Here is a 16,546-nt window from a genome sequence, read left to right as displayed (position 1 = left end):
TCCTCTTACATTTCCAGGATGCCCGCGTCACCATCTTCCGCGCCGAAGGCGAGCAGCGTGCCCTTGGCATTCCACGCCAGCCCCGCGACCGGCGCGCCGCCGTTCCGGCGCACCAGGATCTCGGCGGCGTCCTCGAGCCGGACCATCAGCACGGTGCCGTCATTGTAGCCGACCGCCATGATGTCGTTCTTCGGATGGCAGGCCACCGTCGTGACCCGCGCCGGCATCGGCGCCAGCATCGCCGGCTCCTTGCCCATCGGCCCGTCCTTGCTGTTGAACGGCCAGACGATCACGCTGTCGGCGCCCGAGGTCGCAAGCCCCTTGCCGCCCGCGCTCCACGACATCGAACGGACCCGGCCGGGATAGCCGCTCATCCGCATGTGCCTGTTGTCGGCAAGCCGCCAGCCATGCATTGCCGCCTCATGCATCGCCGTGACCAGGAATTTGTTGTCCGGGCTGAAGGTGACGGCGAGGTGCGAGCCGGCCCATTCCAGGAATTCCGGATTGGCCGCCATGTTGGGAAACCACAACGTCACGCCGTTGTAATGCGCGATTGCGAGCCGCAGTCCCTTCGGCGCGAAGGCAAGCCCGCCAACGGTCGAGGGCACGTCGAAGGTCTTGGCCTCACCCTTGGCGCTCTGAACGAAGGCGGTCTTGCCGGCCGACCACGCCACCGTGCCATCAGAATGCAGCGCGACATTGTCGATCCAGCGCCGCTTGGCGTCGGTCGCAATCGTCGAGGTCTCGCCCTTGGCGTCGATCGCGATCAGCTTGCCGTCGTCACCGCCGGTGACGATCCGCTTGCCGTCGGAGGTCGCGCACAGGATGGCGCCGAAATGTGTTTCGGTTCGGGTGATCTCGCCGTCGGCAGTCGCGATCGCGACGCTCTCCTCGGCGCCGACAAAGAAGGCGCGGTCGCCGAGGAAATGCACCGAGCCGACCGCTGACCCGAGGGCGAGCAGCTTGACGCGGTCGGTGATCGAAACGATGGAAGGCCCGTCGGGGGCGTCGAAATCATCAATCACGTCGTGATGCACTTCTCAAAACCGTCGCGGATCGCCTGCTCCGGCAACTCGCGACCGATGAACACGACGCGGCTCTCGCGTTTCTCGCCGTCCTTCCATTTCCGCTGGTGGTCGCCCTCCAGCATCATATGGACGCCCTGAAACACGTAGCGGTCATCGTCGCCGGTGAAGGCGAGGATGCCCTTCGAGCGCAGGATCTTCTGGCCCTCGGTGGCGACCAGGTTCTGCAGCCAGGGCATGAATTTGGTCGGGTCGAGCGGCTTGTCCGAGCGCAGCGACAGCGATTGCATGTCCTCGTCGTGATAGTGCTTCAGCCCATGGCCGTGGTCATGATGGTGGTGATCATGGTCGTGGTGATGATGATCGTGATCATGGTCGTGATCGTCGCCGGCCTCGAGGAAATCAGGCTCGATCTCCAGGATGCGGTCGAGATCGAACGCGCCGCGCTCCAGCACGTCCGATATGCCGACCTGGCAACGCTCGGTGCGGTGCAGCTTGGCGTAAGGATTGATGCCGCGGATGCGGGCCTCGACCTCGGCGAGTTCGGGCTTGGAGACCAGATCAGTCTTGTTCAGCACGATGACGTCGGCGAAGGCGATCTGGTTCTTGGCTTCCGGCGCGTCCTTCAGCCGGTCGCTCAGCCATTTGGCATCGGCCACGGTGACGACGGCATCGAGGCGGGCATTCTTCTGCACGTCCTCGTCGACGAAGAAGGTCTGTGCCACCGGCGCCGGGTCGGCGAGGCCGGTGGTCTCGACGATGATGGCGTCGAACTTGCCCTTGCGCTTCATCAGCCCGTCCATGATGCGGACGAGGTCGCCGCGCACCGTGCAGCAGACGCAGCCATTGTTCATCTCGAACACTTCCTCATCGGCACCGATGATGAGGTCGTTGTCGATGCCGATCTCGCCGAATTCGTTGACGATGACGGCGTATTTCTTGCCGTGGTTTTCCGACAGGATGCGATTGAGCAGCGTGGTCTTGCCGGCGCCGAGATAGCCCGTCAGCACGGTCACGGGAATTTTCTGGGAAGCTTCAACCATGGCAACTCCGAGGGAACCTGTTGTAGGGCACTCAACCTGGCAGGGAGGCCCCTGCCCTATTCGGCGAGCGCGCTGGTCAGGGCCTTTATATTGTGCCTGACCATATCAATGTAAGTGGGTGCTGCCCCCTTTTCGCCCGTCAGACTGTCGGAATACAGGGTACCGCCGACCTTTGCACCGGTCTCGGCCGCGATCCGCTGGATCAGGCGCGGATCGCTGATGTTTTCGAGAAAAACTGCTGGAATTTTTGCAACCCTGATCTGGGCGATGATGGCGGCGATATCGCGCGCGCTCGGCTCGGAATCGGTGGAGACGCTGAGCGGCGAGAAGAACGTGACCCCGTAGGCGTCGGCGAAATAGCCGAAGGCGCCATGGGTCGAGATCACCTTGCGCCGCGGCTCCGGTATTTTCGCCACCGCCGCACGCACCTCGCGGTCGAGCGCCTCCAGCCGGGCCAGATAGGCATCGGCATTGGCCTTGAAGATGTCGGCATGGTCGGGATCCGCGGCGATCAGCCCGTCGCGGATATTGACGACGTAGATCTTCGCATTGGCGGCGGATTGCCAGGCATGCGGATCGTCATGGCCGCCGGTCTTGCGCGGCATGATCCCGTTGGTCGCGACGACGACCGGCGCCTTGCTGCCGGACGCCTCGAGCAGCCGCGGCAGCCAGCCCTCGAAGCCGAGGCCGTTGACGACCAGCAGGCGGGCATCGGCGACCTTCTTGGCATCGGCCGGCGTCGGCGCGTAGACATGCGCATCGCCGTCGGGGCCGACCAGGGCTGCTACGTCGACCCTGTCGCCGCCGACATTGCGCACCATGTCGGCAAGGATCGAGAAGCTCGTGACGACGTTGATGCGACCCTCGGCCCGCGCCGCGCCGCTCGCCATCACCAGCGCCAGAACGATCAACCCGAACAACCGCCGCATCGTCACGCCTCGAGATGCCGGCCGGGGAACAGTTGCCGCACCAGGCCGCTGACATTGCCGAACAGCAGCGACACGATATAGAGCCCGGCCGCGACCAGGATGATCGCGGGGCCGGACGGGATTCTGGTCTGGTACGACAGCACGAGGCCTGAATAGCCCGAAACCATCGCACTCGCCACCGCGATGCAGATCATGGTGGTGACATCGCGCGACCAGAACCGGGCGATACCGGCGGGCAGGATCATCAGCCCGACGCCGAGCAGCGTGCCGAGCGCATGAAAGCCGTTGACGAGGTTGATCACGACCAGCGCCAGGAAGGCGAGATGGGCCGGGGCGCCAGCGCGGCTGACGGTGCGCAGGAACACCGGATCGACGCATTCGATCACCAGCGGCCGATAGATCACCGCGAGCACCAGCAGCGTGAGCGTGGCGTTGAAGGCGATCACCAGCAAGGTCTGATCGTCCATCGCCAGGATGTTGCCGAACAGCACATGCAGCAGGTCGACATTGGTGCCCTTGATCGAGACGATGGTGACGCCGAGCGCGAGCGAGACCAGGTAGAAGGTCGCCAGCGAGGCGTCCTCCTTCAGTTCGGTGGTGCGGGCAACGAGGCCGGCGAGCAGCGCCACGGTAAAGCCCGCGATCAGGCCGCCGGTCGTCATCGCGAACAGATTGAGTCCGGAGACCAGGAAGCCGATCGCCGCTCCAGGCAGGATCGCATGCGCCATGGCGTCGCCGACCAGGCTCATCCGCCGCAGCATCAGGAACACGCCGATCGGCGCGCCGCCGAGCGACAGCGCGATCACGGCCGCGAGCGCGCGGCGCATGAACTCGAATTCGGTAAAGGGCGTGATCAGCGCGTCCGTCAGCATCGGCGTCAGGCGGCCCGCGCGTTCGGGTCGACGGCGCAGGCGGCGGCCTGGTCGTCAAAGGCCTCGCACATCCGCATCGCCACCACCAGATTGTCGGGCGTCAGCGCCTGCGCGGTCGGCCCCCATTCGACCGGCCCGCGGGCGAGCAGCAGCGTTTCCGGGAAATTGTTGCGCACCATGTCGAGGTCGTGCAGCGCGGCCAGCACCGTGCGGCCCTCGCCGTGCCAGCGCTTGACCAGCGCCAGCAGGTCGGCGGTGGTCTTGGCGTCGATGGCGTTGAAGGGCTCGTCGAGCACGATCAGGCGGGCGTCCTGCAGCAGCACGCGCGCGAACAGCATGCGCTGCATCTGGCCGCCGGAAAGCGTGCCGATCGGGCGATTCTCAAAGCCGTTGAGACCGACCGCGGCCAGCGCCGCCAGGATCTTGTCGCGCGCGGCCCGGCCGATGCCGCCGAAGAAGCCGGTCGAACGCCACAGCCCGGTGCCGACGAAATCGAACACCGAGATCGGGAAGGTGCGGTCGATATCGGCCGACTGCGGCAGATAGGCGATGTCACGATGGTCCAGCCCGTCGAGATCGATCACGCCGGACAGCGGCTTCAGCACGCCGGCAATGCCGCGCAGCAATGTCGACTTGCCGGCGCCGTTCGGGCCGATCACGGCCAGCAGCGCGCCGGCTTCCACCGCGCCATTGAGATGATGCACCGCCGGGTGGCGGTCATAACCGAGCGTGACATCGCGGAAGGTGACGAGCGCGGCCATGGCTCACCTCATCGCCAGCCAGACCACGCCCCACAGGCCGACGCTGACCGCAGCGGCCGCCACCAGCCGTGCCGGCACGGTCATGCGCAGGATCGACCACGGCGCGACCTGCGCCGGATGCGGCGACGCCGGGCCGTGGCTGTGGCCGTGGTGGGAATGGGCGTGATCGTGGGTATGGGTGTGGGTCATGAGGGGCAGTGTTATATTATAACATAACGGGAGTCTATCAACCGGCGGGGTTATGGCGGGCACGCAAAAATGGGGAGATTTGCATTACGGCGGGCCCCTCCCACGTCGTCCTGGCGAAAGCCAGGACCCATAGCCTCCGAGTTTGATTGTGAACGGGATCGCGGCCCCAGCGCCGCGCAACCATTTGCTTTTTGGGGTAATGGGTCCTGGCTTTCGCCAGGACGACACCGAGGATTTGACGCACGGATCCCTCCCCAGGTCGTCTTCCCTCGTCATTCCGGGGCGCGCGAAGCGCGAGCCCGGAATCCATTCCTCCACCAACTCCGCGGCCGGATGGATTCCGGGCTCGACGCTGCGCGTCGCCCCGGATGACAAGGGGAATTTCGTCGCAACGTAGGATGGGTAGAGCGCAGCGAAACCCATCACATCGTATCCGCGCGTCAGCATTGATGGGTTTCGCTTCGCTCTACCCATCCTACGATCTCGCTGCGCGGCCTACGCCATCGCCGCTTCCGCGCAATTGGTCAGCCGCGCGGGGACGCCGACCGCGGTGCAGCCGGACGGAACGTCTGCCGTCACCAGCGCGCCGGCGCCGATCTTGGCAAAAGCGCCGATGCTGACGTCGCCGATAACAGTTGCACCGGCGCTGACGAGGACGCCGCGGCCGACCGTCGGGGCGTGGCGCGGATCGTCCCGGTGGCGTGAGATGGTGACGTTCTGCAGGATCGTGGCCTCGTCACCGATCGTCACCAGCGCGCCGATGATCAGGCCGGTGCCGTGGTCGAGGAAGACTTCGGTGCCGATCGCGGCCGATGGATGAATGCTGACCTGGAGTTGGTCGGCGGCGGCGCTTTGTATCAGCCGCGCGAGATCGGCGCGGCCACGGCGCCACAACCAGTTCGACACGCGCCAGGCCTGCAACGCGACGTAGCCCTTGAAGTTCAGCAGCGGCTGCAGGAGGCCGGCGATCGCGGGATCGCGGCGGACGATGGCCTGCAGGTCACGGCTCGCGGCGTCGACCAGCGCGGGCTCGGCGGCGAACGCCTCGCGCGCGGTGCGCGTGAACTGGATGCGATCGGCCACGGCGCTGCCGATGCGCTGGCCGATCAGGGCGGCGAGCGCGCCGGCGAGATCGCGATGATGGAGGAGGACGGTGGAGGTCGCTTTGAGAAACGGATCCGCGGCCGTCGCAGCCTCCGCTTCGCGGCAGATCTGATCCCAGAGATCGTACGTCGACAGGAATTCGGCCGTTGCCATGACGTGCCCTCTTCGCCGGACTCAGAATTGAGCACGACTGCACTGAAGCGCAAGTGAGGGACGCAACGGTGCGCGGGTTCCCTCTCCCCTTGCGGGAGAGGGGTAGGGAGAGGGGTACCGCTTGCTCCGCTGTGCTTTGAAGACGAAGTGCGCTTCGCGAACGACATACCGTTGATGTGATGTCATACGATGTCTGGTGCCGGCGCCCGGGGCCGCCCCTCTCCCCACCCCTCCCCCGCAAGCTAGGGGATTCCCGGATTTTGTGACTGTGTAGCAAGGGCATAGCCGTCGAGTGTTGCGGCAAGGCGGTTCCAGCCGTCGCGCATGGTCTTTGGTCCTGGAGGCTTGTAGTAGCAATTCCATCCGCCGAGACGGGCCGCGATCCATGAGACGAAGGCAAGCGAGCCGATAGGATGCGGGTTTTTCTGCCGTAGCGTTTTGCCCTCGAGCTTTTTTGACAGGTGCTCGAGCGCGACGGCGAAGCTTTCGTCAATGACATCGGTTGCCGGGCGGAGGCTGCCGTCTCTGGCATCGACAAGCTGGATCGTCCGAATCGCGCCAGCGAGCGCGATGGCGGTCAGATTAAACATCCGCTCGGCGTCGACGACTTGGCTGTCGTCGAGGGCCAAGCCGTCGCTCTTGAGGGCGCGGAAGACTTGTTCGATGCGCCAGCGCAAGCGATAGAGGCGGACGACGTGTTCAGCCTCGGTCGCACAAGTGACGGTGCGGGTCGTGAGTAGGCGCCACAACAACGGCGTCTTGCCTGACGGCGCATCGACCTCTCGTGCTTCCACCAAGGTGAGTTCGACGCTGCCGGCCGCCTCGGATTGCCCCAGACTTTGTGAGCGGGCGATGTGCACCGAGCCCGCGCGGAGTTCGACGGTCGCGACGCGCCCTTTGTCACCAGGCCCGCGCGGCGCCACGCGGACCTCGCTTCTGCTCAGCACTTCAGCACTGGCAAGCGCCCCAAAGAGCGTTCCCCCACCGAGCAAAGATCGATCCTGACCGGCGCGCACGATCAGATCGAGCCGCTCCGGTTTGCGGGCAAACAGCAGGTAAATGTCGCTTTCGCGATCGGCCACCATTGTCACCTCGGCGGCATCGGACAGCACGCTTGCCGTGGCCTGACAGCCCAACAGCCAACGCGCCGATTCCTTATCCTCGATCGCGCGATTGCGGCGCGACGTGACGCGATCCGCAGACCGCGTCCAGATCGCCGCATCGACAAGACCGACCACGGCTTCGCTTTCGATATCGACGGCAATCACTGGATGGATGAAGAAGCCAGGGGTTTGGCCATCGCCGGCAGGTCCGAAGCCCCGCCGCTTCTTGTCACGACCGCCAAAATTGATCTCGGTCGTGTCCTGGACAGCCAGAATGCGGCGACCGGCGCATTGAACCGCAGTCCGCCCGGCCAACGTTTCCACAATCCGATCGACCGAAACATGGGGCGAAGACAGAAACCGATGCACGGCCTTCTCGCCCGCGCGCGTCTCCCCCAATTTGCGTAGCACCAGCGTCCCCGCCGTCGCCACCCGCTCGATCAGCCAATCAGCCCGCTCCGCAACCCGAACATCGCCAAAAGACATCGCAGGCCTCTCGTCCAAACAGGTCGAAAGGCCTTGAATCACATTCACAAACTCCGGGGAATCACTTTCGGGGCTCCCGTAGCCCCCGCAAGGGGGGAGGGAGCCGGACTGGCGTGCTCACCTAACAGCGCTTATTCAACGCATCAAAGAATACAACACCCCCCAAACGCGGAACCGCCCGCTTGCGGTTTGCAAACGGGCGGCTCGGGGCCATCAGGTTCTATGGGGGCACATCGCCTGAAGGCTTGGCTCTGGCGCGTTCAGCCCTGATGCGGCTCGTCGGTCGGCGGCGGGGTCGGACGGGTCTTCTGCTGGGCCATGAAGGCGTCGAACTCTTCCTTGTCCTTGGCGTGACGCAGGCGGTTCAGGAAATCCTTGAACTCCTTCTGCTCGTCTTCCAGACGGCGCAGCGTCTCGGTGCGGTATTCGTCGAAGGCGCGGTTGCCGCTCGAGGGCGGGCCGAAGCCGAACCCGAAGCCGCGGCGCTCCATGTGGTTGCGCATGCGGTCCATCTTGTACTGCATCCGCTCCATCTTGTTCTGCCAGCGATCCATGTCGTTGTGACTCCAACAGGCCATCTTTCTGCTCCCGAGTGTGAAAAAGAGAACGGCGAGGCCGACCGGCCACCAGATCATGAAACCGAGGATGATCAGGGCGATCTTGAGGGGGTGCCACGGCGCCCAATGCATGTGCATGTGCGGGGGATACGGGTCTTGGACGGGACCGCGCCAGCGATCGGCATCTGCGGTGTAGGCCATTTCACTCTCCATCACGGCAATCACGCCGTTGTGAATGTAAATAACATTTACATAGGTAGCCGATCCCCCGGGAAAGTCAAGCAGCGCGGGTGACGCACCCCGGAGATTATTTTTGGGGTTCGTTTGAACCTTATTTCGGTTTGCCCCAGGGACCTGACTTTTCGCCTGACCTGTCGCCGGCCGGCGTATCGTTCAGCGGCGGCGGCGTGGCGCCGGGGCGGCGCTCGGTCGGGAAGCCGAGGCCGCGCAGATAGATCAGCACCTCGGCCTCCAGCAGCTCCTCCGGCGACATCGGCAGCTTGCGCCGCGCGGCGTCGCCGCGGCCGAACAGCGAGGCGACGCCGTGCGACATCGACCAGATGTGCAGCGCCATCATCATCGCCGGCGGCCGCGGCTGGCCTGGCGGCGCCAGCGCCGCAAGGCGCTCGGCAGCGGCGCGGATGATGGCAAAGGCGCGTTCGCCCGCGGCCATCAGCGCCGGATTGGCGTCGGGCGGCAGGCCGGATTCGAACATCGCGGAGTAGAATGCCGGCTCCTCGCGGGCGAAGGCGAGATAGGCCTTGCCGACCCGCTCGAACGCCGTGACGGTGTCGGGGCGGCCGTCGTCCCAGGCCTGGGTCAGGGCAGATTCGAACTGCTCGAAGCCGCGCTGCGCGATGCTGGCGATCAGCTCGTCGCGGTCGCGGAAATGCCGGTAGGGCGCCGCGGGGCTGACGCCGGCCATGCGCGCGGCATCGGCGAAGGTGAAGCCGGCCGGCCCCTTCTTCGAGATCAAATCGAGGGCTGCCTGCAGCAGCGCCTCCTTGAGATTGCCGTGATGATAACCGCGCTCGGTGCGGCCTTGGTCCTTGCGCCAGCTCATGTGAAAGACGTTTACATGAGCCGGCGGTGAAGGTCACTAGCGGCGGGCGTGGACGCCGATCAAGATTAACGGATCGGGTGGCGTGTCCATCCTCCCAACCGCCATGCCCGGGCTTGTCCCGGGCATCCACGTCCTGGTTTCCGCATCAAGGAAGACGTGGATGGCCGGGACAAGCCGGCCATGACGGTGTGGAAAGATCGAGAGCTCTTTCGTTCCGCTCCTCACCGTCCCGGAATCGGGAGCACCGGCATGATCTCGACGCCCTCGCCCGGGAAGGCCGTGAAGTGCGGATGGTTCTCGAACAGCTTGGCGGCGGCTTCGTGCGAGGGCGCGCGCACCACGGTGAAGCCGGTCAAGAGGTTCTTGATGTCGGCGATGCCGTTGGCGTCGACCTTCTTGGTCTTGCCGACCGGGCCGCCGAGCTCGACGATGACGTCCTTGTGCTTCTCGACCCAGGCGCCCCAGGCGGCCATGCCCTGCTGCTCCTTGGCGCGCCGCTCGGCTTCCGGCAGGGCCATCCAGGCTTGCATGCGCGCGCCGTTCATGCTGCCGAGATAGACGGCCAGATAAGTGTCGTTGTTGCTCATCGGTGCTCTCCTTGCTGGTGGTTGATTGCCTTGTGAATCAGCGCAGCGCCTTGCCCCAGCCGCCCTGCGGGTGCTCGAAGCTCGATGCCGCCTGCTGCACTTCGTCGGAGAAGTCGGCCATCTCCTGGACCTGGCGGATCTCGATGGTCTCCTCGGCGGAGGCCGGGCACTTCTTCGCCCATTCGATCGCCTCGGCGCGCGAGGCGACGTCGATCATCCAGAAGCCGCCGATCACCTCCTTGGCCTCGGTGAACGGACCGTCGGTGACGACGGGCTTGCCGGAGGCGAAGGAGACCCGCGCGCCGGTCGCCGGCGGATGCAGGCCCTCCAGCGTGATCAGCACGCCGGCGTCCTTGAGCTCCTGGTTGTAGCGCATCATCGCGGCGACGCGTTCGGGATCGAGCTCGAGCTTGGCCGGCGCGCTCTCGTAGCCGTGCGGGATCATCAGCATCATGAAACGCATGGAATGGATTTCCTTCTGTTCGCGTCACTTCTTCGCAGACTGCGCGCGCAGCCGCTCTTCCTGCTCGCGCAGCTCAGGCGTCAGCGCCTCCCCGAAATCCTCGGGTGCGAACACCTGGCGGATCTCGATCTCGGAGCCGCCGTCGAACGGCGCGCGCTTCATCCAGTCGATGGCTTCGTCGAGAGACTTGGTCTCGATCAGCCAGAAGCCGGCGACGAGATCGCTCGAGAGGCTGAACGGGCCGCGGGTCGCGGTGCTCCGGCCGCCGGCATACTCGACGCGCGCGCCCTTCGCGGTCGGATGCAGGCCCTCGCCGGCCTGCATCACGCCGGCCTTGACCATCTCCTCGTTGAACTTGCCCATCGCGGCGAGCAGCTCGGTCGACGGCATCACGCCGGCCTCGGTCTCCTTGTTCGCCTTCACGATCACCATGAACTTCATCGTCGTGCTCCGTTGTCCGTCGTTGCGGGCCGGCCTCGCCGGCGCTCGCTTGCAAGACGGAGCTCACTTTGCCGTGCCGACACGCTTCGCAAAATTATCCCAGGGGTCATTGACGTGCCCGTGCTCAACGCTGCTGCTTGACGAAGGCGCCGCCCTCGTAGGACGGGCCGAAATAGACGTCGATGCGCGCGATCTTGTCGCCGTCGAAGGCGAAGAACTCGGTGTTGCGAAAGCTCTTGCCGTCCTTGCCGACGCAGCGATAGGTGACGAACGCCTCAGCGCCATCGACCAGGATGCGCTCGATCTCGTGGCGGCCGATCCAATCGGTATCGCGCCAGCAGATCGAGAAATAGGTCTTCTTGTCGAGACCTTCGTCATAGGGCGAGGTGAAGCGGAAATCCTCCGCGAACGCCGCTTCGACCGCGGCCCGGTCGTTGGCGAGATAGGCGGCGAAGAGTGCGCGGATGATCTCGGCTCTGTTGCCAGTTGCTGCCATGCCGTCTCCAAATGCACGCCCGGATACTGGAGGTTGCTCCAGAATCCGGGCTGTTGCATGGAAGACGAACGGCATGGCGCGAATTCGACATCGCGCCGCGATTATTTTCCGGGGCTCGGTCGAGCGTTAGCCCTCGCTCGGGAAAAAGCCGAAATAGGGCTCGGCTTCCACGAGCACGCGCGTAAAGGAGGGACGCGCCTTCAGCCGCTCGAAATAGGCGGCGAGGTGCCGGTGATCGGCTCCGATCGGCTCGACCTTGTTGCCGTAGAACAGCGACGGTGCCGCAGCGCAATCGGCCAGCGAGAAGCGCTCGCCCATCATCCAGCCGCCATGCGCGAGCTGCCGGTCGAGGATCGCGTAGGAGGAGTGCACCTGCGCCCTCGCCTCGGCCAGGCCATGGGGATCCTTGCGCTCGGCCGGCCGCAGCCGGTCGCCGACGATCTTCTGGACCTGAAGGTGGACATAGAGATCGAGGAAGCGATCGCGCAGCCGCGTCGCGAGCGCCTGATCGGGATCGTCGGGCAGAAACCTGACGGTGCCGGGATAATGCCGATCGAGATATTCGATGATGACGCTGGACTCCGGCACGGTCTCGCCGCGCGCTTCGTCGCGCAGCACCGGAAAGCGGCCGATCGGCCACAGCGCGCGTAGCGCGGCCCGCTCGGCGGGATCGGTGAGATCGACATTGTTCGGCGTGAACGGCGTGGCGTTCTCGTAAAGTGCGATCAGCGACTTCCAGCAGAACGAGGGCAGCGGGTGGTAATGCAATGTCAGCGACATCGGAACTCCATCGGTAAGTGGCAGCCCGAGGACGAACGCGACCTCGCACTGCCGACAAACCCGCGCGCGGTTTTTCGCCTCGCGATACTTTCAGTCGTCACGTCGCTGCGCCAAACGGACGCACGCTATCAGGCTCTGTAATATACCTATCAATCTTCCTGGTGATCGACGGTGCAACCGCCTAAAATTGCTACGCAATCTCGCCCGTAAGATTACGGTGCACATCGCATCCGACATCTGGATGATAACGTGCACACGCCAAGAATTATCCCGCAACTTGAGCAACATGCGCATGCACATGATCGCTGGCGCTGCAACGTCGCCGCGATCGCGCGTGCAACAGGCTTTACGCTTGCTAAACCGGCGCGCTGCAATTTTTCCGTGAGTTCCCTCGCCGTCCGCTTTTTCGAATGCCGTTTCCAGATTGAACCTTCACGGAGCCCTCGCAAATGTTCACGTTCAACAACGCAAAGGTGCAGAACGCGCTGGCGCAGGCCACCGCGATCGGCAAGTCGCAGGCCGTGATCGAGTTCAAGCTCGATGGCTCCATCGTCACCGCGAACGAGAATTTCCTCAACGCGATGGGCTACGCGCTCGACGAGATCAGGGGCAAGCATCACAGCATGTTCGTCGAACCGGCCGTGCGCGACAGCCGCGAATACCGCGAGTTTTGGGCGAGCCTGAACCGCGGCGAATTCCAGGCCGCGCAGTACAAGCGCATCGCCAAAGGCGGTCGCGAGATCTGGATCCAGGCCTCCTACAACCCGATCATGGACAAGAACGGCAAGCCGGTCGGCGTCATCAAGTTCGCGACCGACATCACGCAGCAGAAGATCCACAGCATGGAAGATGCCGGCAAGATCGCCGCGATCGGCCGGGCGCAGGCGGTGATCGAGTTCAACATGGACGGCACCATCGTCAACGCCAACGAGAACTTCCTCGGCGCGATGGGCTATGCGCTCGACGAGATCAGGGGCAAGCATCACAGCATGTTCATGCCGCCGGCCGACCGCGACGGCGCGGCCTATCGCGAGTTCTGGGCGCGGCTGAATCGCGGCGAGTTCGAGGCCGGCGAGTTCAAGCGGCTCGCCAAGGGCGCCAAGGAGATCTGGATCCTCGCCACCTACAACCCGATCCTCGACGAGCGCGGCCGGCCGTTCAAGGTCGTCAAGTTCGCGACCGACGTGACACAGCAGAAACTGAAGGCCGCCGACAATGACGGTCAGATCGACGCGATCGGCAAGTCGCAGGCGGTGATCGAGTTCAACATGGACGGCACCATCCGCAACGCGAACGGCAACTTCCTCGCCGCGATGGGCTATTCACTGGGCGAGATCCAGGGCAAGCACCACAGCGTGTTCGTCGAGCCGGTCGAGGCGAGCTCGATGGCCTATCGCGAGTTCTGGGCTTCGCTCAATCGCGGCGAATTTCAGGCCGCCGAATACAAGCGGATCGCCAAAGGTGGCCGCGAGATCTGGATCCAGGCGTCCTACAATCCGATCCTCGATCTCAACGGCAAGCCCTACAAGGTGGTGAAATACGCCACCGACATCACCGCCCAGGCGATCGGCCGCAAGAAGGCCGACTCCGCCCGCGGCCTGATCGAAGCGGTCGCCGCCGGCAGCGAGGAGATGAGCGCCTCGATCCGCGAGATCTCCGAGACCATGACCAAGTCCAAGCAAAATGCCGCGGTCGCCTCCGGCCGCGTCGAGGCGGCAGATGCGCAGGCGCAAAAACTCAACGCCGCGGCACAAGCGATGAGCGGTATCGTCGATCTGATCTCGAGCATCACCGGCCAGATCAACCTGCTCGCGCTCAACGCCACCATCGAATCCGCGCGCGCCGGCGAAGCCGGCCGCGGCTTCGCCGTGGTCGCCTCCGAGGTGAAGAGCCTCGCCAACCAGGCCAAGCAGGCGACCGACACGATCTCGTCCGAGATCGACGCGCTGAACAATATCGCCGGCGAGGTGGCGAGCTCGCTGTCCGAGATCAAGGCCGCGATCGCCGGGGTCAACGAGTACATCACCTCCACCGCGGCCGCGGTCGAGGAGCAGAGCATCGTGACGCAGGACATGTCGACCAACATGCAGCGCGCCTCGGCGGAGCTCGCGGCGTGACGCTGCGCAATTTCTCCCATCCTGAGAGGATGTGAGGCTATGTCCTCATCCACCGCTGTCATCGCCCGGCCTGTGCGCAATTGCGCACATGGACCGGGCGACCCAGTACGCTGCGGCCCGTCGGCTCAAGCACAGCCGCCTCTGGAATACTGGATCACCCGCATGCGCGGGTGATGACACCGAATGAGACGGGTAGACCAACCCCGTCATCCTGGGATGCGAGCTCTTGCGAGCCTCGAAGGGTGCACGGCAAGGCTGGTGGCCGTTTATCCTTCGAGGCCTGTCAGCCCGGAGCATGTGAATGCATGATTCACAAGCGGCACCAAACATTCAAGGTCGTCCCGGCGAAGGCCGGGACCCGTAACCACCGATAGACATTGTTGCGTGTCGGTGGAATGACGAGTCCCCACAGCTTCCGCCGCGGAGTATGGGTCCCGGCCTTCGCCGGGACGACAACGGAGTATGTGGCTCCGTTCACACCTCCGGTTGACATCCCCTAGCAAAGGTCTCAGACGGATCGGGCCTTCGAAAGGACCGCCCGATGAATCCTCCCGCACAAAAAGTCGCACTCGTCACCGGCGCCGCGCGCGGCATCGGGCTTGCGACCGCAAAGCGCTTTCTTGCCGAGGGCTGGCGCGTCGCGCTGCTCGACATCGAAGGCGAATTGCTCCGCGCGGCGGTCGCGGCGCTGAACAATGACGACGCGGTGGCGCTGACCTGCGACGTCTCCGATGCCGATGGCGTCGCGGCGGCGATCGCGACCATCGCGAGCCGGTTCGGCCGGCTCGATGCGCTGGTCAACAACGCCGGCGTCGCGGTGTTCGCGCCGGTGCTGGAGACGTCGGATGCCGACTGGAGCCGGATCATGGCGGTCAACCTCACCGGCCCGTTCCTGTGCACCAAGGCGGCGGCGCCCGTGATGCGCGACAATGGCGGCGGCGCAATCGTCAACGTCACCTCGATCTCGGCGGTGCGCGCCTCGACCTTGCGCGCGGCCTACGGGACCAGCAAGGCGGGCCTCGCACATCTCACCAGGCAGCTCGCGGTCGAGCTCGCCGCGCTCGGCATCCGCGTCAATGGCGTCGCCCCCGGGCCGGTCGAGACCGCGATGGCGAAGGCGGTGCACACGCCCGAGATCCGCGCCGACTACCACGACGCGATCCCGCTCAACCGTTACGGGCTGGAAGAGGAACTGGCGGACGCGATCTTCTTCCTGTGTTCGGACCGCTCAAGCTACATCACCGGCCAGATTCTCGCCGTCGACGGCGGCTTCGACGCCGCCGGCATCGGGCTGCCGACGCTGCGCGGCCGGCGGCGCAACGGCTAAAGCGCGATGAGATCGGGTTGAATCGTCATCGCGCTTTAGCTCTTTGCTTGAGCATGATCTTTTCGGAAGACCGCTTCACACTTTTCAGGATCCTGCTCTAGCGCTCATATCGGCGTGGGTGCGGCGATCTTGGCGTGTAAGATCCGCCCGCGTAATAGGGATTGACCAGACAGGTCGCCGGCAGCCCTTGCGCGCCGAATTGGCACTGCTCGATCGAGGTGAAGTTACAGTCCATCCGCTCGCCGATCAGCGAACCGTAAACATGCATGCAGACGGGGTAACGAGGATCGTACATTTGCGCGGATGCCGGCTGGATCATCCAGAGCACGCCAAGCGCAAGCATCAATGCGCCAAATAACTTCACTCCAATCAACTTCACATCGTGTCTCCCGCTCATGACCGATCTGGCAAGTGCTCTTCGGTCTTCTTCGTTGTTATTACACATAACGACTGAAGGCAGCCCAGGTTCACGGCGGTATCACCGTCCGTTCACCGCGGCCACACGCCAGGCATCCTGCAACCGGTCGATCCGGGTCAGCGACAGCGGATCGATCACGAAACGCAGCGCGGTGTCTGGCGCGAGATCGAGCGCGATCGCGAGGATGGCGCGGATGGTACCGGAGTGTACGACCAGCACGGCATTGCCCGCGGGCAGCCGTGCGAGCCCACCCCTTGCCCGCGCGATCTGATCGGCGAAGCTTTCGCCGCCGGGCGCGCGGTTGGTTCCTGGCGATTGCCAGAAGGCGTGGTAGGCCACGCCGAACTCCGCCTCCAGCTCGCTGTGGCGGCGTCCGGTCCAAACGCCGAAATCCTGCTCGCCGAACGCATCGTCCGCGGCCGCATCGAGGCCGAGCCGCACCGCGGTCTCGCGGGTGCGCCGCGCAGGGCTGCACACCGCAAATGCCCCGGCCGGCAACCGCGCTTTCAGCGCCGCGAACGCTGCGGCATCGCCGAGATCGGCCGGCGCGTCGGGCGCGTGGATCACGCCGCGCGGCCCGTCGACCGGAGCGTGACGGATCAGCCAGAGATGGGTTTCACCGTCCGTCATCG

Annotated in this window: 19 protein-coding genes; 2 read left to right on the top strand and 17 right to left on the bottom strand. The window is 64.9% G+C overall.

Going from position 1 to position 16,546, the window contains the following annotated elements; genetic code table 11:
- Positions 1-5: 5 nt before the first annotated feature.
- The 15 genes from IC762_RS05480 to IC762_RS05410 form a co-directional block, all read right to left on the bottom strand.
- Entirely contained in the window at positions 6-1,022 is a 1,017-nt protein-coding gene (locus IC762_RS05480) for a WD40 repeat domain-containing protein (protein ID WP_195790007.1), read from the bottom strand.
- Positions 1,022-2,068, bottom strand: coding sequence for a CobW family GTP-binding protein (locus IC762_RS05475; protein ID WP_195787605.1), 1,047 nt, complete (start codon positions 2,066-2,068; stop codon positions 1,022-1,024). The genes IC762_RS05480 and IC762_RS05475 overlap by 1 nt, the downstream gene beginning before the upstream one ends.
- Before the next feature lie 56 nt (positions 2,069-2,124).
- Entirely contained in the window at positions 2,125-2,997 is an 873-nt protein-coding gene (locus IC762_RS05470; protein WP_195787604.1) for a metal ABC transporter substrate-binding protein, read from the bottom strand.
- A 2-nt stretch (positions 2,998-2,999) separates the two neighbouring features.
- Positions 3,000-3,869, bottom strand: coding sequence for a metal ABC transporter permease (locus tag IC762_RS05465; RefSeq protein ID WP_195787603.1), 870 nt, complete (start codon positions 3,867-3,869; stop codon positions 3,000-3,002).
- Positions 3,870-3,874: 5 nt separating this feature from the next.
- Positions 3,875-4,630: a metal ABC transporter ATP-binding protein gene (locus IC762_RS05460; protein ID WP_195787602.1), complete on the bottom strand. Its 756-nt coding sequence runs from the start codon at positions 4,628-4,630 to the stop codon at positions 3,875-3,877.
- 3 nt (positions 4,631-4,633) lie between these two features.
- Entirely contained in the window at positions 4,634-4,819 is a 186-nt protein-coding gene (locus IC762_RS05455) for a hypothetical protein (RefSeq protein ID WP_195787601.1), read from the bottom strand.
- Between the two features lie 495 nt (positions 4,820-5,314).
- Positions 5,315-6,076, bottom strand: a complete 762-nt coding sequence (locus tag IC762_RS05450; protein ID WP_195787600.1) for a serine O-acetyltransferase — start codon at positions 6,074-6,076, stop codon at positions 5,315-5,317.
- 242 nt (positions 6,077-6,318) lie between these two features.
- The gene (locus IC762_RS05445; protein ID WP_210338395.1) at positions 6,319-7,611 is read right to left on the bottom strand and encodes an IS4 family transposase; all 1,293 of its coding nucleotides are present in this window, start codon (positions 7,609-7,611) and stop codon (positions 6,319-6,321) included.
- Between the two features lie 314 nt (positions 7,612-7,925).
- Complete coding sequence (locus IC762_RS05440; RefSeq protein ID WP_195787599.1) at positions 7,926-8,423, bottom strand: DUF2852 domain-containing protein; 498 nt, start codon at positions 8,421-8,423, stop codon at positions 7,926-7,928.
- 130 nt (positions 8,424-8,553) lie between these two features.
- Entirely contained in the window at positions 8,554-9,285 is a 732-nt protein-coding gene (locus IC762_RS05435; RefSeq protein ID WP_195787598.1) for a TetR/AcrR family transcriptional regulator, read from the bottom strand.
- A 221-nt stretch (positions 9,286-9,506) separates the two neighbouring features.
- Complete coding sequence (locus IC762_RS05430) at positions 9,507-9,872, bottom strand: YciI family protein (RefSeq protein WP_195787597.1); 366 nt, start codon at positions 9,870-9,872, stop codon at positions 9,507-9,509.
- 37 nt (positions 9,873-9,909) lie between these two features.
- Positions 9,910-10,335, bottom strand: coding sequence for a YciI family protein (locus tag IC762_RS05425; protein WP_195787596.1), 426 nt, complete (start codon positions 10,333-10,335; stop codon positions 9,910-9,912).
- A gap of 24 nt (positions 10,336-10,359) precedes the next feature.
- Positions 10,360-10,776, bottom strand: coding sequence for a YciI family protein (locus tag IC762_RS05420; protein WP_195787595.1), 417 nt, complete (start codon positions 10,774-10,776; stop codon positions 10,360-10,362).
- Between the two features lie 124 nt (positions 10,777-10,900).
- Positions 10,901-11,272 (bottom strand): nuclear transport factor 2 family protein, encoded by a 372-nt coding sequence (locus IC762_RS05415; RefSeq protein WP_195787594.1) that lies wholly within the window; start codon positions 11,270-11,272, stop codon positions 10,901-10,903.
- 126 nt (positions 11,273-11,398) lie between these two features.
- The gene (locus tag IC762_RS05410; RefSeq protein ID WP_195787593.1) at positions 11,399-12,052 is read right to left on the bottom strand and encodes a glutathione S-transferase family protein; all 654 of its coding nucleotides are present in this window, start codon (positions 12,050-12,052) and stop codon (positions 11,399-11,401) included.
- Positions 12,053-12,501: 449 nt separating this feature from the next.
- On the opposite strand from IC762_RS05410, the gene IC762_RS05405 reads away from it, so the two are divergent.
- Entirely contained in the window at positions 12,502-14,169 is a 1,668-nt protein-coding gene (locus IC762_RS05405) for a methyl-accepting chemotaxis protein (RefSeq protein ID WP_195787592.1), read from the top strand.
- A gap of 541 nt (positions 14,170-14,710) precedes the next feature.
- Positions 14,711-15,496, top strand: a complete 786-nt coding sequence (locus IC762_RS05400; RefSeq protein WP_195787591.1) for an SDR family NAD(P)-dependent oxidoreductase — start codon at positions 14,711-14,713, stop codon at positions 15,494-15,496.
- Positions 15,497-15,593: 97 nt separating this feature from the next.
- Here IC762_RS05400 and IC762_RS05395 read toward each other — a convergent pair whose 3' ends face one another.
- Both IC762_RS05395 and IC762_RS05390 read right to left on the bottom strand, forming a co-directional pair.
- Complete coding sequence (locus IC762_RS05395) at positions 15,594-15,893, bottom strand: DUF3551 domain-containing protein (protein WP_246801435.1); 300 nt, start codon at positions 15,891-15,893, stop codon at positions 15,594-15,596.
- 81 nt (positions 15,894-15,974) lie between these two features.
- Positions 15,975-16,544, bottom strand: a complete 570-nt coding sequence (locus IC762_RS05390) for a histidine phosphatase family protein (RefSeq protein ID WP_195787590.1) — start codon at positions 16,542-16,544, stop codon at positions 15,975-15,977.
- Positions 16,545-16,546 lie beyond the last annotated feature (2 nt).

Origin of the sequence: Bradyrhizobium genosp. L (genome assembly GCF_015624485.1) — a bacterium.
Taxonomy (GTDB): Bacteria; Pseudomonadota; Alphaproteobacteria; order Rhizobiales; family Xanthobacteraceae; genus Bradyrhizobium.
Note: the sequence above shows the minus strand (reverse complement) of the source record. Positions and strands in the feature narration are given on the sequence as shown.